Origin of the sequence: Pectobacterium nicotianae (genome assembly GCF_023272715.1) — a bacterium.
Classification (GTDB): Bacteria; Pseudomonadota; Gammaproteobacteria; order Enterobacterales; family Enterobacteriaceae; genus Pectobacterium; species Pectobacterium brasiliense.
The window spans coordinates 4,617,007-4,642,501 of record NZ_CP096821.1 but is presented as its reverse complement, the minus strand read 5'-3'; the positions used below and the strand labels follow the sequence as shown (position 1 = coordinate 4,642,501).

The following is a 25,495-nucleotide window of genomic DNA, read 5'->3' as shown; positions in this document are numbered from 1 at the left end:
AAACGCCAATGCTGATAACGTCTTTTCTGACTGCTACGCTGGAAACCGCGCTGAATCAGCTGCTTTTTCACGATACGGTTTCTTGCGATCGCAGCATGAAGTCTGCCCGCCAGCGCTTACAGGGGAAAACACTTCAGATCGAGCTGGCTGAACTGGATATGCCCTTGGTGCTGGTGTTTAACGAACAGCGGCTGGACGTGATCAGCCAATGGGGCGAGCCAGCGGATTGCTGCCTGAAAACACGCGTTCCGGTTCTGATGAAATTACGCGATCGTCAACAGCTATCGTCGCTGATGCGCAGCGGCGAGCTGGTGATAGAAGGCGATATTCAAGTTGTTCAACAGTTCATCGTGCTGGTTGATCTGGCGGAGTTCGATCCGGCGGAGTGGTTGTCCCCCTATCTGGGCGATATTGTTGCTCAGGGGCTTACCCAAACGGCACAAAAAACCCTGAGTTTCCTGAGACGCTCATTCCATCAGCAGCAACATTTCTTGTCTGATACGCTAACGGAAGAGTGGCGACTGGCTCCGGGAAAACTGGAAAACGCCTGGTTCCATGAGGAAATTGTTGCGCTGGATAAATCCGCCGATACGTTGTCCGAACGGCTGGCGAAGCTGGAGGCTTTACGATGACGCCCAGTGAATTACGCCGCCTTTACGGCATTGTGCGTGTGCTGTTGAGCTATGGTCTGGACGAACTGATTCCTAAAATGCGTTTGACGCTGCCGCTACGTGCGGGCCGTCGTCTGCTGTTCTGGTTACCCAATCGTCACCGGACTAAGCCTTTAGGGGAACGTCTGCGTTTGGCGCTTCAGGAACTAGGGCCCGTGTGGATTAAGTTCGGACAAATGATGTCCACACGCCGCGATCTGTTCCCACCGGCTATCGCCGATCAACTGGCGATGTTGCAGGATAAGGTTGAGCCGTTTGATGGCAAATTGGCGCGCGAGCAAATTGAGCTGTCGATGGGCGGAATCCCCCTTGAAGAGTGGTTTGATGATTTTGACATTAAACCGCTGGCCTCTGCCTCGATTGCACAGGTGCATACCGCCTGTCTGAAAAGCACGGGAAAAGAGATCGTTATCAAGGTTATTCGCCCGGATATTTTGCCCGTCATCAAGGCGGATATGCGCCTGATGAAACGTCTGGCGGGGTGGTTGCCGCACCTGTTGCCGGATGGTCGTCGCCTGCGCCCGCGCGAAGTGGTGCTGGAATATGAAAAAACGCTGCTTGATGAGCTGAACTTGCTGCGAGAAGCGGCAAACGCCATCCAACTGCGGCGTAATTTTGAGAACAGCCCGATGCTGTATGTGCCGGAAGTTTATTCGGATTACTGCAGTGAAGGCATGTTGGTGATGGAGCGAATCTACGGTATTCCTGTTTCTGATGTCGACGCGCTGACAGCCAATGGCACGGATATGAAGCTACTGGCAGAACGCGGCGTTCAGGTTTTCTTCACGCAGGTGTTCCGCGATAGTTTCTTCCACGCAGATATGCATCCCGGCAATATCTTTATTAGCTACGAGCACCCGGAAGACCCGCAATACATTGGTATTGACTGCGGCATCGTTGGTTCGTTGAATAAAGAAGATAAGCGCTATCTGGCTGAGAATTTCATTGCCTTCTTCAACCGCGATTATCGCAAAGTTGCCGAACTGCATGTGGATTCGGGCTGGGTGCCTCCAGACACCAATGTTGCCGATTTTGAGTTTGCTATTCGTACGGTCTGTGAGCCGATCTTTGAGAAGCCGTTGGCAGAAATTTCGTTCGGCCATGTATTACTGAATCTGTTTAATACGGCGCGTCGCTTCAATATGGAAGTACAGCCTCAGCTAGTGTTGCTGCAAAAAACGCTGCTGTATGTCGAAGGCGTGGGGCGGCAGCTTTATCCGCAGCTCGATCTGTGGAAAACCGCCAAGCCGTTTCTGGAAAACTGGCTGAAACAACAGGTCGGTTTGCCTGCGGTTTTCCGTGCACTCAAAGAAAAGGCGCCGTTCTGGGCTGAAAAATTGCCGGAAGTCCCTGAATTATTTTATGACGGGTTGCGTCAGCATAAGATGTTAAAGCAAAGCGTCGATCAGTTGGCCTATGAGTTGAAGACGCAGCAGTCTCGTCAAGGGCAGTCACGATATCTTTTGGGTATTGGCGCAACGTTGCTAATCAGTGGTACGTTATTACTGATCAGCCGTGTTGAAGCCGATATGGTTCCCTCGGGGTTGATGGCCGCAGGAATTGTTGCCTGGATTATCGGTTGGCGTCGAACTCGTTGAAGCAGATCATGATGCACGCCAGAATTACCCGATATAATAACGAGAATTCTGTCGTTCCCCTTTTTGAAAAGAGGTAAATGTTATGGGTGGTATTAGTCTCTGGAACCTGTTGATTATCGCAGTCATCGTCATCTTACTGTTCGGAACCAACAAGCTGAGAACGCTGGGTTCGGATCTGGGTGCATCTATCAAAGGCTTTAAGAAAGCGATGGGTGACGATCAGCAGTCTACTGGCGCAGACAAAACACAGCCAGATGCCGATTTCTCTACCAAGTCTATCGCTGACAACCAATCAGACGCCAAGCCAGGCGAAACGAAGAGCCAGCATAAAGAGCAGGTGTAATCTGTGTTCGATATCGGTTTTGGTGAATTGCTATTGGTGATGGTTCTTGGCCTGATTGTCCTCGGGCCGGAGCGTTTGCCTGTGGCGGTCAGAACGGTTGCAAGCTGGATCAGGACGCTGCGTTCGCTGGCGTCTACGGTTCAGAATGAGCTGTCGCAGGAGCTGAAACTCCAGGAGTTTCAGGAAAGCCTGAAGAAAGTCGAAAAAGCCAGTTTGCAGAATCTGTCGCCTGAGTTGAAAGCCTCAATGGATGAACTCAAAGAAGCGGCAGAAGCGATGAAACGTGGCTATACCGAGACAGTGTCGCCGCAAAAGCCAGATGACCACCAAACGTCAGAAGGTCATCGCGCGACGGCGGAACCGCAGCACAGCACCCCGCTGAGCGATCCCGAAGCGGCCTACGATGGGGTGATTGAAGCGGAAACCGCAGTACGTCCGGCAGTCAGTCAGCCTAAACCTGAAAGCGCTACTGTGGCTGAACATCACCATGATGGTCACAACGCCGCGAGTGATGACGCTGTCAGCAGCGATAATGTCAAACCTGAGCAGTCCCAGTCTTCTGCTGTTTCTGCCCGCCAACCGAGCGATAGTCGTTAGTTTATGGCCGATGAAGAGACTCAACCGCTAATTAGCCACCTGATTGAGCTACGTAAGCGGCTACTGAACAGCATTATCTGTGTGCTGGCGGTATTTATTTCGCTGGTGTACTTTGCCAACGACATTTATCAACTGGTTTCCGCCCCGCTCATTGAGCAATTACCTGCGGGTGCCAGCATGATCGCGACCGATGTCGCCTCGCCTTTTTTTGCGCCGATAAAACTGACGATGATTGTCTCAGTGTTTGTCGCTGCGCCGCTGGTGCTGTATCAGGTGTGGGCATTTGTGGCGCCAGCCCTGTATAAACACGAGCGTCGCTTAATGATGCCGTTGCTGGTCTCCAGTAGTCTGCTGTTTTATATGGGCATGGCGTTCGCGTACTTCGTGGTGTTCCCGCTGGCGTTTGGCTTTTTTGCGAAAACCGCGCCTATTGGCGTGCTGATTGCGACGGACATCAATAACTACCTCGATTTTGTTATGGCGCTGTTCATGGCGTTCGGAATATCGTTTGAAGTGCCAGTTGCCATTGTGCTGCTCTGCTGGAGTGGCGTGGTGACGCCGGAAGAGCTGAAAAGAAAGCGTCCTTATATTTTGGTCGGCGCGTTCGTTGTCGGTATGTTGCTAACGCCACCGGATGTTTTTTCGCAGACGCTGCTGGCGATTCCCATGTATCTACTGTTTGAAATCGGCGTCTTCTTCTCGCGGTTTTATGTTGGCAAAGGCCGACGCGCTGAAACCGAAGAGCCATCGCAGTAACGAACAGTTTCCTGCGGTAGGACGGTAAAATGACCTCTCTTTGAGAGGTCTTATTTTTTATTCGCCAGCGTAAAATCGGCGAACGGTCACGGGCAGGTGAGAGTTATGTTTGATATCGGTGTCAATCTAACCAGTTCTCAGTTTGAAAAAGACAGAGAGCAGGTCGTCATCCGGGCAAAGGAAGCGGGTGTCAGCGGCATCTTGATCACCGGAACAAACGCTCAGGAAAGCCATCAGGCCATGTTACTGGCGCAAGCCTACCCCGATTACTGTTGGTCAACGGCAGGCGTTCATCCGCATGATGCCAGCCAATGGAATGACGGCATCGCTGAACAGCTTCATCAGATGGCAAGCGCCGCCTGCGTGGTTGCTATTGGCGAATGTGGGTTGGATTTCAACCGTAACTTTTCGACGCCAGAAGAGCAGGAGCGGGCATTTAGCGCGCAGTTAGCGATAGCGGCCGAACGGTCCATGCCGGTTTTTCTTCACTGTCGTGATGCCCATTCCCGCTTTATCTCTCTGCTGACGCCGTGGTTGAGTCAGTTACCTGCCGCCGTCGTTCACTGCTTTACCGGCAATCGTCATGAATTGGATGAGTGTCTGGCTGCGGGGCTGATGGTCGGCATTACCGGCTGGGTTTGCGATGAGCGTCGCGGGCTTGAGCTGCGCGCCTTACTGCCGCATATTCCTGCCGATCGGCTGTTGGTGGAAACCGACGCACCTTATCTGTTACCCCGGGATTTACGCCCTAAACCGGCCTCCCGCCGTAACGAACCCTGTTATCTGCCTCATATTATTCGCCAGATTGCGGAGTGGCGTGGAGAAGATGCCACATGGTTGGGACAGACAACAGATGAAAATGCCCGCCGGGTTTTCCGGCTGGCCTGATTCAGGAGAATAATGACATGAGCACTGCTTTTCCCGGCACTTTCCCCGGCCGACGTATGCGTCGCATTCGCCGCCATGATTTCAGCCGCCGCCTTGTTGCTGAGAATCAACTGACGGTGAATGATTTGATTTATCCCGTTTTCGTGATGGAAGGGACAAATCATCGTCAGGAAGTTCCCTCAATGCCGGGGGTATACCGGATGACTATAGACGTGCTTCTGAAAGAAGCCGAAGAGATCGCTAAGCTCGGCGTTCCGGTGCTGTCGCTGTTCCCCGTTATTGAAGCGGATAAGAAATCACTCTATGCCGAAGAAGCCTATAACCCGGATGGTCTGGTTCCTCGCACAATCCGCGCGTTGAAAGACGCCGTCCCAGAACTGGGTTTACTGACAGATGTGGCGCTCGATCCCTATACCACGCACGGGCAGGACGGGATTATCGATGCGGATGGCTATGTGATTAACGACGTCACCAAGGAGATTTTGGTGCGTCAGGCGCTGTCCCACGCGGAAGCTGGAGCCGAAATTATTGCGCCTAGCGACATGATGGACGGTCGCATCGGCGCTATTCGCGACACCCTTGAAGCGCAAAACTTGATCAATACCCAGATCATGGCGTACTCGGCTAAGTATGCGTCGTGCTATTACGGGCCTTTCCGTGACGCCGTGGGCTCCGCTGGCAATCTGAAAGGTGGCAACAAGAAAACCTACCAGATGGATCCGGCCAACAGCGATGAAGCCTTGCAAGAAATTGCGCAGGATTTGCAGGAAGGTGCGGATATGGTGATGGTCAAACCGGGGATGCCTTATCTGGATGTGGTGCGTCGCGTCAAAGATACCTTCGGCGTGCCGACGTTTGCTTATCAGGTCTCTGGTGAGTACGCGATGCACATGGCGGCGATTCAGAATGGCTGGTTGCAAGAACAACCGGTAGTGATGGAGTCTCTGCTGTGCTTTAAACGCGCGGGTGCAGATGGTGTGCTGACCTATTTTGCCAAACGTGTCGCACAGTGGCTGCACGATCAGCATATGCAGCGCTAAGCCTGTTCCCATCCGGTGCGGCATAAGCGCGCCGGGTAGGGAAAACGGACAAGGAACGTCGGACTAAGCTTTCCGAAGGGCTATCTTTTAAAAGGGCTATTGTTTTAAAAGGACTATGTTTTAAAAGGACTAAGCTTTGCGAAACTCGCGGTTATCGATGCTCTGTCTGACCTGTTTATTCAACATATTCAGCAACAGCATCGAGCGAGCTTCGCCGTCAGGCTCGGTGTAGATAGCCTGAAGACCAGAGAAAATACCGTCGGTAATGACCACGCTATCGCCAGGCTGTGGCGTCAGTGGGTCAATGATTCCCTGAACAGGGCGAAGTGATAATTCATCGATAACCTGCTGCGGAATGGTCGCGGGCAGTGCACCGAATCGCACAAAGTTGCTCACCCCGCGCGTCGCGCTGATGGTGGTGGTGTGGATGCGTTCGGGGTCGAACTCCACAAACAGGTAGTTCGGGAACAGCGGTTCACACACTTCCGTTCGTTTACCACGAACGATCTTATCCAGTGTGATCATCGGGCTCACGCAGGTGACATCCTGACGTTCCAGATGCTCTTTCGCTCGCAGCAGTTGACCACGTTTACAATACAGTAAGTACCAGGCTTCCATAATTTCGCAGACTTATGATTCCGACGAGCAAGCATAACAAAAGCGAGCACGGATAAAAAATTTTCGGCAGATATTTTTGTTACCACATTTTGGCGATCGGATTCTTGATAGTGAGCAGATTCTTACCATAAATAGGTGTTGCAGGAAGCGACAGGTTGGCGAAGAGACTTTATAATAGCCAGAACGATAGACTGCCCCCGATGAATAGCATGAAATACCGTGACTTACGCGAATTCCTCTCACTGCTGGAAGAGAGAGGGGAGTTGAAACGCATTACCCAGCCCATCGATCCCTACCTTGAAATGACGGAAATTGCCGACCGAACGCTACGTGCGGAAGGCCCTGCGCTCCTGTTTGAGAACCCCAAAGGCTATGACATGCCGGTGCTGTGCAATTTATTTGGCACGCCGAAACGTGTTGCATTGGGAATGGGGCAGGAAGACGTCAGCGCATTGCGAGAAGTGGGTAAACTGCTGGCGTTTCTGAAAGAGCCAGAGCCGCCCAAAGGGTTCCGCGATCTGGTGGATAAAATGCCGAAGTTCCGTCAGGTACTGAATATGCCGACGAAGCGTCTGTCTTCTGCGCCGTGTCAGGAACAGATTTGGCAGGGGGATGACGTTGACCTGCGCCGGATTCCGGTGATGCAGTGCTGGCCGGAAGATGCTGCACCGCTGATTACCTGGGGGCTCACCGTGACGCGCGGGCCGCATAAAGAGCGGCAGAATCTGGGGATCTATCGCCAGCAGGTGCTGGGTAAAAACAAACTGATCATGCGCTGGCTATCTCATCGCGGCGGTGCGCTGGATTTTCAGGAGTGGTGTCAGGAAAATCCCGGGCAGCGTTTTCCCGTGTCTGTCGCATTGGGCGCTGACCCCGCGACGATCCTCGGTGCGGTGACGCCTGTCCCTGATACGCTATCGGAATATGCTTTTGCGGGTTTGTTGCGTGGTCATAAGACCGAAGTGGTGAAGTGTCTGTCGAACGATTTGGAAGTCCCCGCCAGTGCGGAAATTGTTCTGGAAGGCTATATTGAACCGGGAGAAATGGCAGCGGAAGGGCCTTATGGTGACCATACCGGCTATTACAATGAAGTCGATCACTTCCCGGTTTTTACCGTCACGCATATTACTCAGCGCCAGAATGCCATTTATCACTCGACTTACACCGGCCGGCCACCGGACGAACCTGCTGTTCTGGGCGTGGCGTTGAACGAAGTTTTCGTGCCGATCCTGCAAAAGCAGTTTCCTGAGATTGTTGATTTTTATTTGCCACCGGAGGGTTGCTCTTACCGTCTGGCGGTCGTTACCATGAAGAAACAGTACCCTGGCCATGCTAAACGCGTCATGATGGGCGTTTGGTCTTTTTTACGCCAGTTCATGTATACGAAATTTGTCATTGTCTGCGATGATGACGTTAATGCGCGTGACTGGAACGACGTCATATGGGCGATCACGACGCGTATGGATCCGGCGCGCGATACGGTATTAGTAGAAAATACGCCGATAGATTACCTTGATTTTGCCTCGCCGATTTCTGGCCTTGGCTCCAAAATGGGTCTGGACGCCACCAATAAATGGCCTGGCGAGACGCAGCGCGAGTGGGGACATCCCATCAAGAAAGACCCACAGGTTTGTGCCCGCATTGATGAAATATGGGATGAACTGGCCATTTTTAGTGACAGAGAGCCTCAGCGTTAAGGGCTGCTGCTCTGTTCTCAGTTTTGCTTTTATGACCCTATAGAGGGAATGCATGACAACATTGAGCTGTAAAGTGACTTCGGTCGAAGCCATAACCGATACGGTCTATCGTGTGCGTTTGTTACCTGAAGCGCCGTTTTCCTTTCGGGCTGGCCAGTATTTGATGGTGGTGATGGGCGATCGAGACAAACGTCCTTTTTCACTGGCATCGACCCCGATGGATAAAAATTTTATTGAGTTGCACATTGGGGCGTCCGAACTGAATCTTTACGCGATGGCCGTGATGGAACGCATTCATAAGGAAAAATCCCTGACGGTCGATATCCCGCACGGCGAAGCCTGGCTGCGGGAAGAGAGCACGCGCCCCTTGGTGTTGATTGCGGGCGGAACCGGATTTTCGTATGTGCGTTCTATTCTGCTGACCGCGCTGGCGCAGCAACCCGAGCGTGATATCGCTATTTACTGGGGTGGTCGTGAGTCCCAGCATCTGTATGACTTAACCGAGCTTGAAGGCTTTGCGGCCAAGCACCCGAATCTGCGCGTAGTGCCGGTCGTTGAGCAGCCGGAAGCAGGGTGGGATGGCAGAACGGGGACCGTCCTGAGTGCGGTATTACAGGATTATGGCTCACTGGCAGAGCAGGATATCTATATTGCTGGTCGTTTTGAAATGGCGAAAATTGCACGTGAGCGTTTTTGTAACGAGCGCGGTGCGCTGACAGCGCATATGTTCAGCGATGCGTTTTCGTTTATTTAAAGCAGTCGATAGCAGTAAGACATAAGCAGCAAAAGAAAAATCCCACGGCTGTGGGATTTTTGGTTTCTAGTCGTGCTCTGGCAGAACTTTCCTGTGTTTAGACGCGCTCAAATACCGTCGCAATGCCTTGCCCCAGCCCGATACACATCGTCGCCACGCCAAACTGGGCGTCGCGGCCTTCCATCAGATTAATCAACGTGGTGGAGATACGTGCGCCTGAGCAGCCGAGCGGGTGACCCAGCGCAATCGCGCCGCCGTTGAGATTTACCTTTTCATCCAACTGTTCCAGCAGCCCCAGATCTTTAATACAGGGTAGCGTCTGGGCGGCGAATGCTTCATTCAGTTCAAAGATGCCGATATCGGCCAGACTGAGCCCTGCTCGTTTCAACGCCAGTTTGGTCGCGGGGACGGGGCCGTAACCCATAATCGAAGGATCGCAGCCAACCACTGCCATTGCCCGAATGCGAGCCCGTACGGGTAAACCTAACGATGCCGCGCGGGATTCGCTCATGATCAACATGGCTGCCGCACCATCGGATAACGCCGAGGATGATGCGGCTGTCACCGTACCGTTAACCGGATCGAACGCGGGTTTGAGTGCCGCAAGGCTATCGACGGTGGTGTCTGGGCGAATGACCTCATCATAATCGAAGCGTTGCAGCACGCCGTCTGCATCATGGCCCGCCGTGGGGATAATTTCATGACGAAACGCTCCTGACTGGGTGGCGCTGTGGGCGCGCTGGTGCGAACGTGCGGCGAACTGATCCTGCATCTCACGGCTAATATTGTGCATACGCCCCAGCATCTCAGCCGTGAGCCCCATCATACCTGCGGCTTTAGCTATGGTGCGGCTCAGCCCCGGATGAAAATCGACGCCATGATTCATCGGCACATGGCCCATATGCTCAACGCCACCGATTAAGCAGACATTCGCATCGCCCACCATAATAGCGCGTGCTGCATCATGGAGCGCCTGCATGGAGGAACCGCACAGCCGATTAACCGTGGTCGCAGGGACATTCATCGGAATTTCTGCCAGCAAAGCGGCATTGCGGGCGACGTTGAAGCCTTGTTCCAGCGTCTGTTGCACGCATCCCCAATAGATATCGTCGATCTCACGGGCGTCCAGCGCCGCGTTACGGCTCAGCAGGCTACGCATCAGGTGTGCAGACAGGTCTTCGGCTCTTACCTGGCGGAAAGCGCCGCCTTTGGAGCGTCCCATCGGCGTACGTACGGCATCAACAATTACTACCTTTTCCATATTTCCTGTCCTCATGCCGGTTGACCGTAAGAAACGTCCGCGTGTGGCGCGACCGACGGATAATAGCCTTCATTGCTTTTGGCTTTTTGCTGCAAGCCGTCAGGCACCTGATAGATGGCACCGAGGTGTGCCAGCTGTTGCGCCATCTCGACATAACGTTCGCTACCTAATGTATCCAGATAGCGGCAGGCTCCGCCGTGGAAGGGAGGGAAACCTAACCCATATACCAGCGCCATGTCTGCTTCGGCGGGGCTGGCGACGATACCTTCTTCCAGACAACGAGCGACTTCATTAATCATTGGGATCATCATGCGCGCGATAATCTCTCCTGCGCTGAACGTTTTTTTCGGTTGGCTGATGTCCTGAAGGATCGCATCTACAGCTTCATCCTGTTCTTTACGCAGCTTCCCCTTACTATCGGTTTGATAACGGTAGAAGCCGTGACCATTCTTCTGCCCGAAACGCTGGTGTTCAAACAGCACATCAATCGCATCGCGATAGTCTTTCGCCATGCGCTGTGGGAAGCCCTCAGCCATCACGGCCTGAGCATGGTGAGCGGTATCAATACCGACAACGTCCAGCAGATAGGCCGGGCCCATCGGCCAACCAAATTTTTTCTCCATGACGTTATCAATATCGCGGAAATCGGCACCGTCTCTGAGCAATAGGCTGAATGCAGCGAAATAGGGGAACAGCACCCGATTCACGAAGAATCCAGGGCAGTCGTTCACGACAATTGGCGTTTTTCCCATCTTGCTGGCGTAAGCCACCACGCTGGCGATGGTGCTGTCGCTGGTTTGTGGGCCGCGAATAATTTCGACCAGCGGCATGCGGTGTACCGGGTTGAAGAAGTGCATACCACAGAAATTTTGCGGTCGTTTTAGCGATGCAGCCAGTGAAGCAATCGGGATCGTTGAGGTATTCGAGGCCAGAATCGTATTCTCACTCACGTGCGATTCGGTTTCTGCCAACACGCTGGCTTTGATTTTCGGGTTCTCAACTACGGCCTCAACGACGATGTCGGTGCGCTCGAACCCAGCGTAATCCAGCGTTGGCTGAATACTGGCCAGAATCGTCGCCATTTTCATTCCGTCCAGCTTGCCGCGCTCCATCTGTTTATTCAGGAGCTTAGCGGCTTCATTCATCCCCAGTGCAAGCGGCTTCTCGTTGATATCTTTCATCCGAATCGGCACGCCTTTGAACGCAGATTGATAGGCAATGCCGCCGCCCATAATGCCCGCACCTAGCACGGCGGCCTGCTGCGGTACGGATGTCTCGCCAACCAGCTTCTTCGCTTTGCCTTTAACATATTGATCGTTGAGGAAAATGCCGACGAGTGCACGAGCTTCATTGGAACGCGCCAGTTGAACGAAGTGCTGCGTCTCAAGCTGCAATGCGTCGTCTCGCGTCATGGTTGCGGCAGCTTCGATGGTTTTTACTGCCAGCATCGGTGCCGGATAGTGCTTGCCCGCAGTTTGTAGCACCATCGCTTTGGCGGTGGTAAAGCTCATCATGGCTTCGACCTTATTGAGCTTCAGCGATTCAAGTTTCGGACGTCGGTAAGCCTGCCAGTCCAGTGAGCCATTAATCGCCTGTTTCAACATCTTGATGGCGGCGGGAACCAGCTTGTCATTGGCGACAACGGCTTGCACCAGCCCCACTTTTAAAGCATCGGTTGCGCCGATGTCTTTGCCTGCGGCGATAATCTCCAGCGCGCTGTCCGCGCCCAGCAGGCGTGGTAGCCTGACCGTGCCGCCAAAGCCCGGCATGATCCCCAGTTTGGTCTCAGGCAGCCCGATGCGTGCATCTGTCGTCGCTAAACGAAAATCGGTCGCCAGCACACATTCACACCCGCCGCCCAACGCATAGCTATTAATCGCGGACAGCGTAGGAACGGGCAGATCCTCCAGGCGGCTGAAAATGTTGTTGGCGAAGACAAGCCATTCATGCAGCTTTTCGGCCGGTGCGGCAAAAAGAGAAAGGAATTCTGTGATATCGGCACCGACAATAAATGCCGGTTTGTCAGAACGTAGCAGTAAGCCCTTCAGATTCGGCTGTTCCGCCAGAACGTCCAGCGCTTTACCCAGGCTGGCAACCGTGCGGGTATCTAGCTTGTTTACGGAGCCAGGGGCAGAAAATACCAGCTCGGCAATGCCGTCCTCAAGCCAGTTAAGGTAGAGGGATTCACCTTGATAAAGCATGTTTATCTCCGCTGTTTGTGTGAGTGATCTGGTATGACCAGATAATCGAATTGTGGTTTTAATGTTAACGTTTTGCAAACGAGAGATTAATTTTTTGCCGAATCGATCACAAAGCACCGGACGCTGCCCTTGGGGAATGCCTGTGTTAAAATGGAGAGATCATGTCGTGACGTACAAGGATACTCATGGAAAAGCTGGCTTCTTTATATCATCACCATCTGGCTACGCTGCAAGCGCGTGCTCAGGCGGTTTTAGCGCGCCATCAGCTTGACGCATTACTGATTCACTCTGGTGAGCTGTTGACCGTTTTTCTGGACGATCACGACTATCCTTTTAAAGTTAACCCGCAATTTAAAGCCTGGGTGCCCGTCACGCAGGTGCCGAACTGCTGGCTATGGGTTGACGGCGTTAACCCACCAAAACTGTGGTTCTACTCGCCGGTGGATTACTGGCATAACGTTGCACCGGTTCCCGAGAGTTTTTGGACTGAAGACATCGATATTACCGTGCTACGGAATGCTGATGATATTGGGCAACTGCTTCCATCGCAGCGCGAACGTGTTGCCTACATTGGCTATGCTCCGCAGCGTGCGCAGGATTTGGGGATTCGTGCAGACAACATTAACCCTCAGGGCGTGCTGGATTATCTGCACTACCATCGGGCTTATAAAACGGATTACGAGCTGGCCTGCATGCGTGAAGCACAGAAGACCGCCGTTATCGGTCACCGAGCGGCGCATGAAGCATTCCTGTCCGGGATGAGCGAGTTCGATATTAACCTGGCGTATCTGACGGCCACTGGTCATCGTGATATCGATGTCCCTTACGGCAATATCATCGCGCTAAATGAGCACGCCGCAGTGTTGCACTATACCCAGCTCGATCATCAGGTGCCTTCCGATGTCCGCAGTTTTCTGATCGATGCGGGTGCCGAATATAACGGCTATGCCGCCGATCTGACGCGTACCTATTCTGCGCAGAGTGATGGCGCGTTTGCCCTGCTGATTAAAGATCTCAATCAAGAAATGCTGTCATTGATTGATACCGTTCAGGCGGGAGTGCGTTATACCGATTACCATCTTCAGATGCATCAGCGGATTGCGAAGCTGCTGAAATCACATCAACTGGTGCGGGATATCAGCGAAGAGGCCATGGTGGAGCAGGGGCTGACATCGCCTTTCCTGCCGCACGGCCTTGGCCACCCGCTGGGCTTGCAGGTGCATGATGTCGCCGGATTTATGCAAGACGATCGCGGCACACATCTGGCGGCACCGTCGCAGCATCCTTATCTGCGTTGTACTCGCGTGCTTGAACCCGGCATGGTCATGACGATCGAACCGGGCATCTATTTCATCGAATCCTTGCTTGCTCCGTGGCGTGAGGGCGAATTGAGTCAGCACTTTGACTGGCAAAAAATTGATGCGTTGAAACCGTTTGGTGGTATTCGTATCGAGGATAATATTGTCATTCATGACGGGCGCGTGGAGAACATGACGCGCGACCTGAATCTGGCCTGATGCAAGCGTATCCCATTCCTGCTGCGCCAGTGAGCTTCAGCGAGGAAATCAAGAAAAGCCGCTTTACGACGATCCTGGCGGCAACGCCGGGAATCGACGCGGCAAAAGCGTTTATCCAGCATGTCAGGGAAGAGCATGCTTCGGCGGGTCACCACTGCTGGGCATTTGTTGCGGGTGCGCCTGACGATTCCCAGCAGCTTGGTTTTTCTGACGATGGTGAGCCTTCCGGCACGGCGGGTAGGCCGATGCTGTCGCAACTGATGGGAAGCGGTATCGGTGAGATTACGGCCGTGGTCGTACGCTACTATGGCGGAATCCCGCTGGGCACGGGTGGGTTAGTGAAGGCTTATGGCGGTGGTGTTCAGCAAGCGCTGAAGCTGCTATCGCTGCAAGAGAAAGTATTGCAAAAAGAGTATGGCTTACAATGTGACTATGCACTGTTGCCCCAGGTGGAATCCCTGATCTTCCAGCTTGGTGGAAAAGTTCTGCATAGTGAGTATGGCGTGGAAGTCGTATTGCGGTTCTCTATCCCCGTTAGGGGAACCGAGGAGGCGGCAATGAAATTACGTGATTTAAGCCGCGGCGCGTTGCATTTATTGCCGATTCCATAATAATCCCAGCGCTTTTTATGAATCATTAAGGAATTCCCTGCGATGCACTTGCGCGCCATAACTCGTATTGTCGGCCAGTTGGTTATCCTGTTTTCCGGGACAATGGTTATTCCCGGACTGGTGGCGTTAATTTACCGCGATGGCGCAGGCCGAGCGTTTACGCAGACATTTATTGTCGCGCTGGCGATTGGCATCATGCTGTGGTTACCAAACCGCAAACAGAAGCATGAACTGAAATCTCGCGAAGGGTTCCTGATCGTAGTTCTCTTCTGGACGGTGCTGGGAAGCGTCGGTGCGCTGCCTTTCCTGTTTGCTGAACATCCTAATCTGGGCGTAACGGATGCTTTTTTCGAATCGTTCTCTGGCCTGACGACAACAGGTGCCACTACGCTGGTCGGGCTGGATTCACTGCCTAAAGCCATCCTGTTTTATCGACAAATGCTGCAATGGTTTGGCGGGATGGGGATCATCGTACTTGCCGTTGCCATCCTGCCGATTCTTGGTGTTGGTGGGATGCAGCTTTATCGCGCGGAGATGCCGGGACCGTTGAAGGAAAACAAAATGCGCCCGCGTATTGCCGATACGGCAAAAACGCTGTGGCTGATTTATCTCTTACTGACGATTGCCTGTGCTGTCGCGCTTTGGCTGGCTGGCATGCCGGTATTCGATGCGATTGGCCACAGCTTCTCTACGGTGTCCGTCGGAGGGTTCTCTACCCATGATGCCAGTATCGGCTACTTTAATAGTCCAACGATCAACACCATCATCGCGATATTCCTGCTGATTTCCGGCTGTAACTTTGGCTTGCACTTTGCCCTGCTGAGCGGTCGTAGCCTGAAGGTATACTGGCGTGACCCGGAATTCCGCATGTTCATCTTTGTTCAACTGTCGCTGGTGGCCGTGTGTACGATTGTCCTGTGGTTCCACCACGTTTATGACAGCGGGATGCAGACGATCAATCAGGCGTTCTTCCAGGTTGTCTCTATGGCGACAACAGCAGGGTTTACCACGGATAGCATTGCATCGTGGCCGCTTTTCCTGCCGGTTTTGCTTCTGTGCTCTGCGTTTATTGGCGGGTGTGCGGGCTCAACCGGAGGCGGCTTGAAAGTGATTCGTATTCTGCTGCTTTTCCTACAAGGGTCGCGTGAGCTTAAACGGTTGGTGCATCCGAATGCGGTTTATACGATTAAGCTGGGTCATCGGGCGTTACCTGAACGCATCCTTGAAGCCGTGTGGGGATTCTTCTCCGCGTATGCGCTGGTTTTTATTGTCAGCATGCTGGCCGTCATTGCGACAGGTGTTGATGATTTTTCCGCGTTTGCGGCGGTCGCGGCCACACTGAATAACCTGGGGCCGGGGTTGGGCGTTGTCGCTGAGAATTTTACCTCGATGAATGATACGGCGAAATGGATTCTGATACTGACGATGCTGTTTGGTCGTTTGGAAGTCTTCACGCTTTTAGTGCTGTTTACGCCAACCTTCTGGCGGGAATAGTCCCCATAAGGATAAAGAACAATGAAAGCTTTGATCGTGTTTTCGAGTCGGGATGGGCAAACAAGAGCGATTGCCTCCTATATTGCAAATACGCTGAAAGGAACCCTGGAGTGCGATGTGGTTAACGTACTCAATGCGAATGATATCGATCTGGGCCAATACGATCAGGTCCTGATTGGGGCATCGATTCGATACGGGCGCTTTCATCCTGCGGTAAATCAATTTATCCGTAAGCATCTGACTTCTCTACAGCAGCTACCCAGCGCATTCTTCTCCGTGAACCTCACTGCGCGTAAGCCAGAAAAACGCACGGTACAAACCAATGCCTATACGCGTAAGTTCCTGCTGAATTCTCCCTGGCAGCCGGATTTGTGCTGCGTGTTCGCTGGTGCCCTACGCTACCCACGCTACCGCTGGTTCGATCGGGTAATGATTCAACTCATTATGCGTATAACGGGGGGGGAAACAGATAGCACTAAAGAGATTGAATATACAGACTGGCAGCAGGTTTCCCGTTTCGCTCAGGATTTCGCTCAATTAGCGGCGAAAAATCCGGCATAACGGCGTCTTTTAATTCGCTTTGCTGAAAAAATCCCCACTCGGTAATTTTTTTGCATTTAGCGCTTGTCAGTGGCCGAGAAGTCCCTATAATGCGCCTCCACTGACACGGCAACAGCGACACGCGGTTGGGGTGACAGGAAAAAAGATTAACCGAAGGCAGTCAGTAATGACTTGACTTCACAGCGGAAAAGCATAGTATATGCAGCCCGCGCCACCGATGAAGTGGCACTGCTCTTTAACAATATAATCAGACAATCTGTGTGGGCACTCACAAGACCGTATCTTAACGATATAAAAAAGTCTTGAAGAGTGAACAACAGTAAATTCATTACGAATAAACAGTTACTAATTCTTTGAGCATCGCTGACGAGTTCAGCAAATCAAACAAATCTTAAATTGAAGAGTTTGATCATGGCTCAGATTGAACGCTGGCGGCAGGCCTAACACATGCAAGTCGAGCGGTAGCACAGAAGAGCTTGCTCTTTGGGTGACGAGCGGCGGACGGGTGAGTAATGTCTGGGAAACTGCCTGATGGAGGGGGATAACTACTGGAAACGGTAGCTAATACCGCATAACCTCGCAAGAGCAAAGAGGGGGACCTTCGGGCCTCTCGCCATCAGATGTGCCCAGATGGGATTAGCTAGTAGGTGAGGTAATGGCTCACCTAGGCGACGATCCCTAGCTGGTCTGAGAGGATGACCAGCCACACTGGAACTGAGACACGGTCCAGACTCCTACGGGAGGCAGCAGTGGGGAATATTGCACAATGGGCGCAAGCCTGATGCAGCCATGCCGCGTGTGTGAAGAAGGCCTTCGGGTTGTAAAGCACTTTCAGCGGGGAGGAAGGCGGTAAGGTTAATAACCTTATCGATTGACGTTACCCGCAGAAGAAGCACCGGCTAACTCCGTGCCAGCAGCCGCGGTAATACGGAGGGTGCAAGCGTTAATCGGAATGACTGGGCGTAAAGCGCACGCAGGCGGTCTGTTAAGTTGGATGTGAAATCCCCGGGCTTAACCTGGGAACTGCATTCAAAACTGACAGGCTAGAGTCTTGTAGAGGGGGGTAGAATTCCAGGTGTAGCGGTGAAATGCGTAGAGATCTGGAGGAATACCGGTGGCGAAGGCGGCCCCCTGGACAAAGACTGACGCTCAGGTGCGAAAGCGTGGGGAGCAAACAGGATTAGATACCCTGGTAGTCCACGCTGTAAACGATGTCGATTTGGAGGTTGTGCCCTTGAGGCGTGGCTTCCGGAGCTAACGCGTTAAATCGACCGCCTGGGGAGTACGGCCGCAAGGTTAAAACTCAAATGAATTGACGGGGGCCCGCACAAGCGGTGGAGCATGTGGTTTAATTCGATGCAACGCGAAGAACCTTACCTACTCTTGACATCCAGAGAATTTGCTAGAGATAGCTTAGTGCCTTCGGGAACTCTGAGACAGGTGCTGCATGGCTGTCGTCAGCTCGTGTTGTGAAATGTTGGGTTAAGTCCCGCAACGAGCGCAACCCTTATCCTTTGTTGCCAGCGATTCGGTCGGGAACTCAAAGGAGACTGCCGGTGATAAACCGGAGGAAGGTGGGGATGACGTCAAGTCATCATGGCCCTTACGAGTAGGGCTACACACGTGCTACAATGGCGTATACAAAGAGAAGCGACCTCGCGAGAGCAAGCGGACCTCATAAAGTACGTCGTAGTCCGGATTGGAGTCTGCAACTCGACTCCATGAAGTCGGAATCGCTAGTAATCGTAGATCAGAATGCTACGGTGAATACGTTCCCGGGCCTTGTACACACCGCCCGTCACACCATGGGAGTGGGTTGCAAAAGAAGTAGGTAGCTTAACCTTCGGGAGGGCGCTTACCACTTTGTGATTCATGACTGGGGTGAAGTCGTAACAAGGTAACCGTAGGGGAACCTGCGGTTGGATCACCTCCTTACCAAGAAGATGTGTGTTGCGTGAAGTGCTCACACAGATTGTCTGATGAAAATAACGAGCAGAAATACCTTAATAGGCTTGTAGCTCAGGTGGTTAGAGCGCACCCCTGATAAGGGTGAGGTCGGTGGTTCAAGTCCACTCAGGCCTACCAACTCTTCCGTGAGTGGTATCTAAGGTATCTGTAAGCAACGATGGGGTTATAGCTCAGCTGGGAGAGCGCCTGCCTTGCACGCAGGAGGTCTGCGGTTCGATCCCGCATAGCTCCACCATCACTACCTGCTGTATAGAAAATTTCAGAGTGTACCTGTTTAGGTGCACTGCGAAGTTTTGCTCTTTAACAATCTGGAACAAGCTGAAAATTGAAACATGACAGCTGAACATGCATGACGACCTTCGGGTGTGTCGTGATGAATCAGTCTGTCAATGAGTCTCTCAAATAATCGCAGCGCGATGATGAATCAATTGAAACATCTTCGGGTTGTGAGGTTAAGCGACTAAGCGTACACGGTGGATGCCTAGGCAGTCAGAGGCGATGAAGGGCGTGCTAATCTGCGATAAGCGTCGGTAAGCTGATATGAAGCGTTATACCCGACGATACCCGAATGGGGAAACCCAGTGTGTTTCGACACACTATCATGACATGAATACATAGTGTCATGAGGCGAACCGGGGGAACTGAAACATCTCAGTACCCCGAGGAAAAGAAATCAACCGAGATTCCCCCAGTAGCGGCGAGCGAACGGGGAGGAGCCCAGAACCTGAATCAGTTTGTGTGTTAGTGGAAGCGTCTGGAAAGTCGCACAGTAAAGGGTGATAGTCCCGTACACAAAAATGCACAAGTTGTGAGTTCGATGAGTAGGGCGGGACACGTGACATCCTGTCTGAATATGGGGGGACCATCCTCCAAGGCTAAATACTCCTGACTGACCGATAGTGAACCAGTACCGTGAGGGAAAGGCGAAAAGAACCCCGGCGAGGGGAGTGAAATAGAACCTGAAACCGTGTACGTACAAGCAGTGGGAGCCTACTTGTTAGGTGACTGCGTACCTTTTGTATAATGGGTCAGCGACTTATATTCTGTAGCAAGGTTAACCGTATAGGGGAGCCGCAGGGAAACCGAGTCTTAACTGGGCGTTAAGTTGCAGGGTATAGACCCGAAACCCGGTGATCTAGCCATGGGCAGGTTGAAGGTTGGGTAACACTAACTGGAGGACCGAACCGACTAATGTTGAAAAATTAGCGGATGACTTGTGGCTGGGGGTGAAAGGCCAATCAAACCGGGAGATAGCTGGTTCTCCCCGAAAGCTATTTAGGTAGCGCCTCGTGAATTCATCTTCGGGGGTAGAGCACTGTTTCGGCTAGGGGGTCATCCCGACTTACCAACCCGATGCAAACTACGAATACCGAAGAATGTTATCACGGGAGACACACGGCGGGTGCTAACGTTCGTCGTGAAGAGGGAAACAACCCAGACCGCCAGCTAAGGTCCCAAAGTCATGGTTAAGTGGGAAACGATGTGGGAAGGCATAGACAGCCAGGATGTTGGCTTAGAAGCAGCCATCATTTAAAGAAAGCGTAATAGCTCACTGGTCGAGTCGGCCTGCGCGGAAGATGTAACGGGGCTAAACCATGCACCGAAGCTGCGGCAGCGACACTCAGGTGTTGTTGGGTAGGGGAGCGTTCTGTAAGCCTGCGAAGGTGGCCTGTGAGGGCTGCTGGAGGTATCAGAAGTGCGAATGCTGACATAAGTAACGATAATGCGGGTGAAAAACCCGCACGCCGGAAGACCAAGGGTTCCTGTCCAACGTTAATCGGGGCAGGGTGAGTCGACCCCTAAGGCGAGGCTGAAAAGCGTAGTCGATGGGAAACAGGTTAATATTCCTGTACTCGGTGTTACTGCGAAGGGGGGACGGAGAAAGCTAGGTTATCCGGGCGACGGTTGTCCCGGTTTAAGCGTGAAGGTGGGTGACTTTGGTAAATCCGGGTCATCGTTAACACTGAGGCGTGATGACGAGTCACTACGGTGATGAAGTAACCGATGCTACGCTTCCAGGAAAAGCCTCTAAGCTCCAGGTAACATCAAATCGTACCCCAAACCGACACAGGTGGTCAGGTAGAGAATACTCAGGCGCTTGAGAGAACTCGGGTGAAGGAACTAGGCAAAATGGTGCCGTAACTTCGGGAGAAGGCACGCTGATGGTAGGTGAAGTGACTTGCTCATGGAGCTGAAATCAGTCGAAGATACCAGCTGGCTGCAACTGTTTAATAAAAACACAGCACTGTGCAAACACGAAAGTGGACGTATACGGTGTGACGCCTGCCCGGTGCCGGAAGGTTAATTGATGGGGTCAGCCGCAAGGCGAAGCTCTTGATCGAAGCCCCGGTAAACGGCGGCCGTAACTATAACGGTCCTAAGGTAGCGAAATTCCTTGTCGGGTAAGTTCCGACCTGCACGAATGGCGTAATGATGGCCAGGCTGTCTCCACCCGAGACTCAGTGAAATTGAACTCGCTGTGAAGATGCAGTGTACCCGCGGCAAGACGGAAAGACCCCGTGAACCTTTACTATAGCTTGACACTGAACCTTGAGCCTTGATGTGTAGGATAGGTGGGAGGCTTTGAAGCGTGGACGCCAGTCTGCGTGGAGCCAACCTTGAAATACCACCCTTTAATGTTTGATGTTCTAACGTGGACCCGTGATCCGGGTTGCGGACAGTGTCTGGTGGGTAGTTTGACTGGGGCGGTCTCCTCCCAAAGCGTAACGGAGGAGCACGAAGGTTAGCTAATCCTGGTCGGACATCAGGAGGTTAGTGCAAAGGCATAAGCTAGCTTGACTGCGAGAGTGACAGCTCGAGCAGGTGCGAAAGCAGGTCTTAGTGATCCGGTGGTTCTGAATGGAAGGGCCATCGCTCAACGGATAAAAGGTACTCCGGGGATAACAGGCTGATACCGCCCAAGAGTTCATATCGACGGCGGTGTTTGGCACCTCGATGTCGGCTCATCACATCCTGGGGCTGAAGTAGGTCCCAAGGGTATGGCTGTTCGCCATTTAAAGTGGTACGCGAGCTGGGTTTAGAACGTCGTGAGACAGTTCGGTCCCTATCTGCCGTGGGCGTTGGAAGATTGAGAGGGGTTGCTCCTAGTACGAGAGGACCGGAGTGAACGCACCACTGGTGTACGGGTTGTGATGCCAATTGCATTGCCCGGTAGCTAAGTGCGGAAGAGATAACCGCTGAAAGCATCTAAGCGGGAAACTTGCCTCGAGATGAGTCTTCCCTGGACACTTGATGTCCCTGAAGGGCCGTTGAAGACGACGACGTAGATAGGCTGGGTGTGTAAGCGTAGCGATACGTTGAGCTAACCAGTACTAATGACCCGAGAGGCTTAACCTTACAACACCGAAGGTGTTTTGTGAGATGACTCATAGAGAACGATATTCAGCTTGTTCAGAGATTGGTTCTGGTGGTTGTGTGACACAAAAAAGTGAAACATAACGGCCGGAATGAAACAGAATTTGCCTGGCGGCGATAGCGCGGTGGTCCCACCTGACCCCATGCCGAACTCAGAAGTGAAACGCCGTAGCGCCGATGGTAGTGTGGGGCTTCCCCATGTGAGAGTAGGGAACTGCCAGGCATCAAATAAGTGGAAAGCCCCTGTCGAAAGACAGGGGCTTTTTGCTATGGGCGTTAGGAAAAATTGTTTATACGTATCCGGTGGCAAAAGGCAGTCGGTATCTCGCGTAGATCAGGTAGACTATGTGATATCTGAATTAGTAGGTATTTCCATCATGCCATCGAGCATTATTTCATTAAAGCCTCATAACTCTTTCTCATTATCTGTGTCTGCCTCTCGTATTACGGTTGCAGATACTCAAGAAAAATTGATCGAGGAATGGCGCGTCGCCTGCGTATCACAAGAGCCCATTTTATTGCTAGGAGAAGGAAGTAATGTCCTTTTTCTGGAAGATTTTTTAGGTACTATTCTGCTAAACCGACTCAAAGGTATAGATATTCGCGAAGAAAGCGAGGGCTGGTATCTTCATGTTGGTGCAGGTGAGAATTGGCATCAATTAGTTGAATATACGCTTAAGCGTGGCATTGCTGGGTTAGAAAATCTGGCATTAATTCCCGGATGTGTGGGCTCTGCACCGATACAGAATATCGGTGCGTACGGTATCGAATTACAGCATGTTTGTGATTATGTTGACGTGTTGGATCTGACTGAAGGTAAAGTCATGCGTCTTAGCACTGAGGAATGCCAGTTCGGTTATCGTGAAAGTATATTTAAGCATCAGTATCGTTCTGGGTTTGCGATTACCGCCGTAGGACTTTTTTTGAAGAAAGAGTGGAATCCGATACTTAACTATGGTGATTTAGCCAAACTGGACCCTACAACCGTTACGCCACAGCAAGTATTTGATTCTGTATGCCATATGCGTCGAAGTAAACTCCCAGACCCTGTAGTGGCAGGTAATGCTGGTAGCTTCTTCAAAAATCCAATAATTACACAACAGCATGCCGAACGGATTTTACGAGAGTATCCGAATGCTCCTCAGTATTTACAAGCCGATGGTAACGTTAAATTGGCAGCTGGATGGTTAATTGATCAGTGCAAACTTAAAGGATTCCAGTTTGGTGGTGCCGCTGTTCACGAGAAACAGGCATTAGTTCTGATTAATAAAAATAATGCAAAAAGCTCAGATATTGTTGAATTAGCTCGTTACGTCCGCAACCAAGTTTCTGAAAAATTCTCCATACAGCTGGAACCTGAAGTTCGCTTTATTGCTGCGCATGGAGAGGTCAATGCCATCGAGGTATTATCATGAAAGATATTACAGTTCCTCTTAAGTTGATTAAAATCCTCTCTGATGGGGAGTTTTATTCCGGTGAGTTACTGGGCGAAATGATGGGGATGAGTCGGGCTGCGATTAATAAACATATTCAAACTATACGCGATTGGGGAATTGATATTTTTACTGTAACGGGTAAGGGCTATTCTTTGCCAGCGCCTATGCAGTTATTAGATGAAGAGGTTATCCTTAAGCACCTACCTGAAGGTGGCGTAACGGTTTTACCTGTCGTAGATTCTACGAATCAGTACATTTTAGAGCGATTGGATACACTGTCCTCCGGTGATGCATGCCTTGCTGAATATCAGCAGTCTGGGCGTGGTCGTCGGGGGAGGCAATGGTTTTCACCCTTTGGTGCGAATTTGTATTTGTCCTTATATTGGCGCCTAGAGCAGGGACCAGCTGCGGCTGTTGGGGTGAGTCTGGTTATCGGTATCGTAATGGCCGAAGTGCTACATAAGCTGGGTGCTGATGGTGTTCGAGTCAAATGGCCTAATGATTTATATCTGAAGGATAGAAAGTTGGCTGGCATTCTTGTCGAACTGACAGGGAAAACTGGGGATGCAGCTAATTTAGTCATTGGTGCAGGTATTAATCTACAAATGAGAGAACCTGCTCCCGATACGATTAATCAAGGCTGGATAAATTTACAAGAGGCAGGTATAGAGATTAATCGTAATACTCTCGCTTCGACTCTTATTTCTGAATTAAGAAGCGCTTTGGCCGTCTTTGAACTACAAGGTCTTGAGCCATTTATTCCCAGATGGGAAAAGTTGGATAACTATTTTAATCGTCCGATCCGCTTGATTATCGGTAATCGCGAAATTCATGGGATAGACCGAGGAATCGATCGCCAGGGTGCATTGTTATTAGAAGCCGATGGTTTGATAACACCGTATATTGGTGGGGAAATTTCTCTGCGCGGCGCATAAAAAAGGGGGAATTCCCCCCTTTACATGTTCATTCATTTTCACTTTCTTAATCGAACACATTCAACGGCATGATTAGCACTTTTAGTCATAATAAGACTAGCTCTTTCCCGGGTGGGAAGGATATTTTCTTTTAGATTAAGTCCATTAATTTCCTTCCATAATTGAGATGCAATGCCGACGGCTTCTTCTTTCGTCAATTTTGCGTAATTATGGAAGTATGAATTTGGATTTGAGAATGCACCTTGTCTAAATTTCAAAAATCGATTTATATACCATGTTTGTAGCAGTGTTTCAGGTGCATCCACATAGATAGAGAAATCTACAAAGTCAGAAACAAAAACTCTATGCGGATCATGCGGATAGTCCATTCCGCTTTGTAAAACATTCAACCCTTCTAATATTAAAATATCAGGTTGCTCCAACACTTTATTGTTATTAGGAACGATATCATATGTTAGATGAGAATAAGTTGGGGCCGTGACTTTGTGTGTCCCTGATTTTATATCAGAAACAAATTTTACCAGGCTGTGCATATCATATGATTGTGGAAAGCCTTTTTTCTTCATCAAGTCGCGTTCTTTTAGCACCTTATTTGGATGAAGAAATCCATCGGTTGTAATAAGTTCTACGCTGCGGTGTTCTGGCCAGCGGCTTAATAGCGCTTGGAGTACACGGGCTGTAGTACTTTTCCCTACAGCGACGCTACCTGCGATGCCGATTATGTAAGGTATTTTTTGGCCATCGGTTCCTAAAAACTGCTCAAGCACAGCCTGACGGCGTAAATTAGAGCTTATATAGAAATTGAGCAGGCGAGATAGCGGCAGATAAATTTCCGCGACTTCGTCTAATGAAAGGTCTTCGTTAATGCCTTTGAGCTTAACGATTTCTTCCTCTGTCAGCGTTAACGGGACGGAATCGCGCAAGGCGGCCCATTGGCTGCGGTTAAATTGTAGATATGGCGTGGCCAAGGATTGCTCTCTGTTGCTCATAAGTCGTGTTCTGCCTGCTTCACAGGTAAGAAAAGGGACTCTCAGCTCAGCGAAGAAAACGGGCTATTAGTTTAGCCAACGCGATGATCGCGGCACCTTCTCTTATGCAATAAATTTTTGATAATGGGCAGGTTAACACTTTGCTACTAGAAAGAAGAAGAGAAAATCGGTGCTGTACCCGATGC

19 protein-coding genes, 2 tRNA genes and 3 rRNA genes are annotated in these 25,495 nt (G+C 51.4%); 20 read left to right on the top strand and 4 right to left on the bottom strand.

What is annotated here, in order from left to right; all coding sequences use genetic code 11:
* Positions 1-8: 8 nt before the first annotated feature.
* The 7 genes from ubiJ to hemB all read left to right on the top strand — a co-directional run bounded on the left by ubiJ (position 9) and on the right by hemB (position 5,893).
* On the top strand, positions 9-632 hold the full coding sequence (gene ubiJ / locus MYB54_RS20670) for a ubiquinone biosynthesis protein UbiJ (protein ID WP_014913779.1): 624 nt from the start codon (positions 9-11) through the stop codon (positions 630-632).
* The gene (ubiB, locus tag MYB54_RS20665) at positions 629-2,269 is read left to right on the top strand and encodes a ubiquinone biosynthesis regulatory protein kinase UbiB (RefSeq protein ID WP_014913780.1); all 1,641 of its coding nucleotides are present in this window, start codon (positions 629-631) and stop codon (positions 2,267-2,269) included. The genes ubiJ and ubiB overlap by 4 nt, the downstream gene beginning before the upstream one ends.
* 82 nt (positions 2,270-2,351) lie before the next feature.
* On the top strand, positions 2,352-2,612 hold the full coding sequence (gene tatA / locus MYB54_RS20660; RefSeq protein WP_014913781.1) for a Sec-independent protein translocase subunit TatA: 261 nt from the start codon (positions 2,352-2,354) through the stop codon (positions 2,610-2,612).
* Between the two features lie 3 nt (positions 2,613-2,615).
* Complete coding sequence (gene tatB, locus MYB54_RS20655; RefSeq protein WP_014913782.1) at positions 2,616-3,209, top strand: Sec-independent protein translocase protein TatB; 594 nt, start codon at positions 2,616-2,618, stop codon at positions 3,207-3,209.
* A 3-nt stretch (positions 3,210-3,212) separates the two neighbouring features.
* Positions 3,213-3,965, top strand: coding sequence for a Sec-independent protein translocase subunit TatC (gene tatC, locus MYB54_RS20650; RefSeq protein WP_010283812.1), 753 nt, complete (start codon positions 3,213-3,215; stop codon positions 3,963-3,965).
* 105 nt (positions 3,966-4,070) lie between these two features.
* The gene (tatD, locus tag MYB54_RS20645) at positions 4,071-4,853 is read left to right on the top strand and encodes a 3'-5' ssDNA/RNA exonuclease TatD (protein WP_039510406.1); all 783 of its coding nucleotides are present in this window, start codon (positions 4,071-4,073) and stop codon (positions 4,851-4,853) included.
* A gap of 17 nt (positions 4,854-4,870) precedes the next feature.
* A complete protein-coding gene (gene hemB, locus MYB54_RS20640; RefSeq protein WP_010283816.1) occupies positions 4,871-5,893 on the top strand; it encodes a porphobilinogen synthase in 1,023 nt (340 codons plus the stop codon).
* A gap of 129 nt (positions 5,894-6,022) precedes the next feature.
* Here the strand turns inward: hemB and rfaH are convergent, their stop codons facing one another.
* Complete coding sequence (gene rfaH, locus MYB54_RS20635; protein WP_010283819.1) at positions 6,023-6,511, bottom strand: transcription/translation regulatory transformer protein RfaH; 489 nt, start codon at positions 6,509-6,511, stop codon at positions 6,023-6,025.
* Between the two features lie 200 nt (positions 6,512-6,711).
* Here rfaH and ubiD point away from each other — a divergent pair, with 200 nt between their 5' ends.
* Positions 6,712-8,208 carry a 4-hydroxy-3-polyprenylbenzoate decarboxylase gene (gene ubiD, locus MYB54_RS20630; RefSeq protein WP_039285216.1) on the top strand — a complete coding sequence of 499 codons (1,497 nt, stop codon included), beginning with the start codon at positions 6,712-6,714 and terminating at the stop codon, positions 8,206-8,208.
* 52 nt (positions 8,209-8,260) lie between these two features.
* Positions 8,261-8,962: an NAD(P)H-flavin reductase gene (gene fre / locus MYB54_RS20625; protein ID WP_010283824.1), complete on the top strand. Its 702-nt coding sequence runs from the start codon at positions 8,261-8,263 to the stop codon at positions 8,960-8,962.
* A 97-nt stretch (positions 8,963-9,059) separates the two neighbouring features.
* Here fre and fadA read toward each other — a convergent pair whose 3' ends face one another.
* Together fadA and fadB are read right to left on the bottom strand one after the other, a co-directional pair.
* Positions 9,060-10,223: an acetyl-CoA C-acyltransferase FadA gene (gene fadA, locus MYB54_RS20620; protein WP_039498465.1), complete on the bottom strand. Its 1,164-nt coding sequence runs from the start codon at positions 10,221-10,223 to the stop codon at positions 9,060-9,062.
* Between the two features lie 11 nt (positions 10,224-10,234).
* Complete coding sequence (fadB, locus tag MYB54_RS20615) at positions 10,235-12,424, bottom strand: fatty acid oxidation complex subunit alpha FadB (RefSeq protein WP_206555960.1); 2,190 nt, start codon at positions 12,422-12,424, stop codon at positions 10,235-10,237.
* Between the two features lie 185 nt (positions 12,425-12,609).
* On the opposite strand from fadB, the gene pepQ reads away from it, so the two are divergent.
* The 11 genes from pepQ (at position 12,610) to birA (ending at position 24,321) form a co-directional block, all read left to right on the top strand.
* A complete protein-coding gene (gene pepQ, locus MYB54_RS20610; RefSeq protein WP_180774482.1) occupies positions 12,610-13,941 on the top strand; it encodes a Xaa-Pro dipeptidase in 1,332 nt (443 codons plus the stop codon).
* Complete coding sequence (locus MYB54_RS20605; protein ID WP_248721290.1) at positions 13,941-14,552, top strand: IMPACT family protein; 612 nt, start codon at positions 13,941-13,943, stop codon at positions 14,550-14,552. Before pepQ ends, MYB54_RS20605 begins: the two co-directional genes overlap by 1 nt.
* Positions 14,553-14,594: 42 nt before the next feature.
* Positions 14,595-16,046 (top strand): Trk system potassium transporter TrkH, encoded by a 1,452-nt coding sequence (trkH, locus tag MYB54_RS20600; protein WP_010298674.1) that lies wholly within the window; start codon positions 14,595-14,597, stop codon positions 16,044-16,046.
* Positions 16,047-16,067: 21 nt separating this feature from the next.
* Entirely contained in the window at positions 16,068-16,607 is a 540-nt protein-coding gene (gene hemG, locus MYB54_RS20595) for a menaquinone-dependent protoporphyrinogen IX dehydrogenase (RefSeq protein WP_039285229.1), read from the top strand.
* A 393-nt stretch (positions 16,608-17,000) separates the two neighbouring features.
* Positions 17,001-18,542 (top strand): 16S ribosomal RNA (locus MYB54_RS20590).
* Positions 18,543-18,615: 73 nt separating this feature from the next.
* A tRNA-Ile gene (locus MYB54_RS20585) sits at positions 18,616-18,692 on the top strand.
* A gap of 42 nt (positions 18,693-18,734) precedes the next feature.
* Positions 18,735-18,810, top strand: a tRNA-Ala gene (locus tag MYB54_RS20580).
* A 215-nt stretch (positions 18,811-19,025) separates the two neighbouring features.
* A 23S ribosomal RNA gene (locus tag MYB54_RS20575) occupies positions 19,026-21,932 on the top strand.
* A gap of 125 nt (positions 21,933-22,057) precedes the next feature.
* Positions 22,058-22,173 (top strand): 5S ribosomal RNA (gene rrf, locus MYB54_RS20570).
* Together the 16S, 23S and 5S rRNA genes with 2 tRNA genes alongside form the textbook arrangement of a ribosomal RNA operon.
* A gap of 154 nt (positions 22,174-22,327) precedes the next feature.
* The gene (gene murB, locus MYB54_RS20565; protein WP_248721990.1) at positions 22,328-23,365 is read left to right on the top strand and encodes a UDP-N-acetylmuramate dehydrogenase; all 1,038 of its coding nucleotides are present in this window, start codon (positions 22,328-22,330) and stop codon (positions 23,363-23,365) included.
* Positions 23,362-24,321: a bifunctional biotin--[acetyl-CoA-carboxylase] ligase/biotin operon repressor BirA gene (birA, locus tag MYB54_RS20560; protein WP_039463120.1), complete on the top strand. Its 960-nt coding sequence runs from the start codon at positions 23,362-23,364 to the stop codon at positions 24,319-24,321. Before murB ends, birA begins: the two co-directional genes overlap by 4 nt.
* Before the next feature lie 38 nt (positions 24,322-24,359).
* Here the strand turns inward: birA and coaA are convergent, their stop codons facing one another.
* The gene (coaA, locus tag MYB54_RS20555) at positions 24,360-25,310 is read right to left on the bottom strand and encodes a type I pantothenate kinase (protein ID WP_039281895.1); all 951 of its coding nucleotides are present in this window, start codon (positions 25,308-25,310) and stop codon (positions 24,360-24,362) included.
* Between the last annotated feature and the right edge of the window lie 185 nt (positions 25,311-25,495).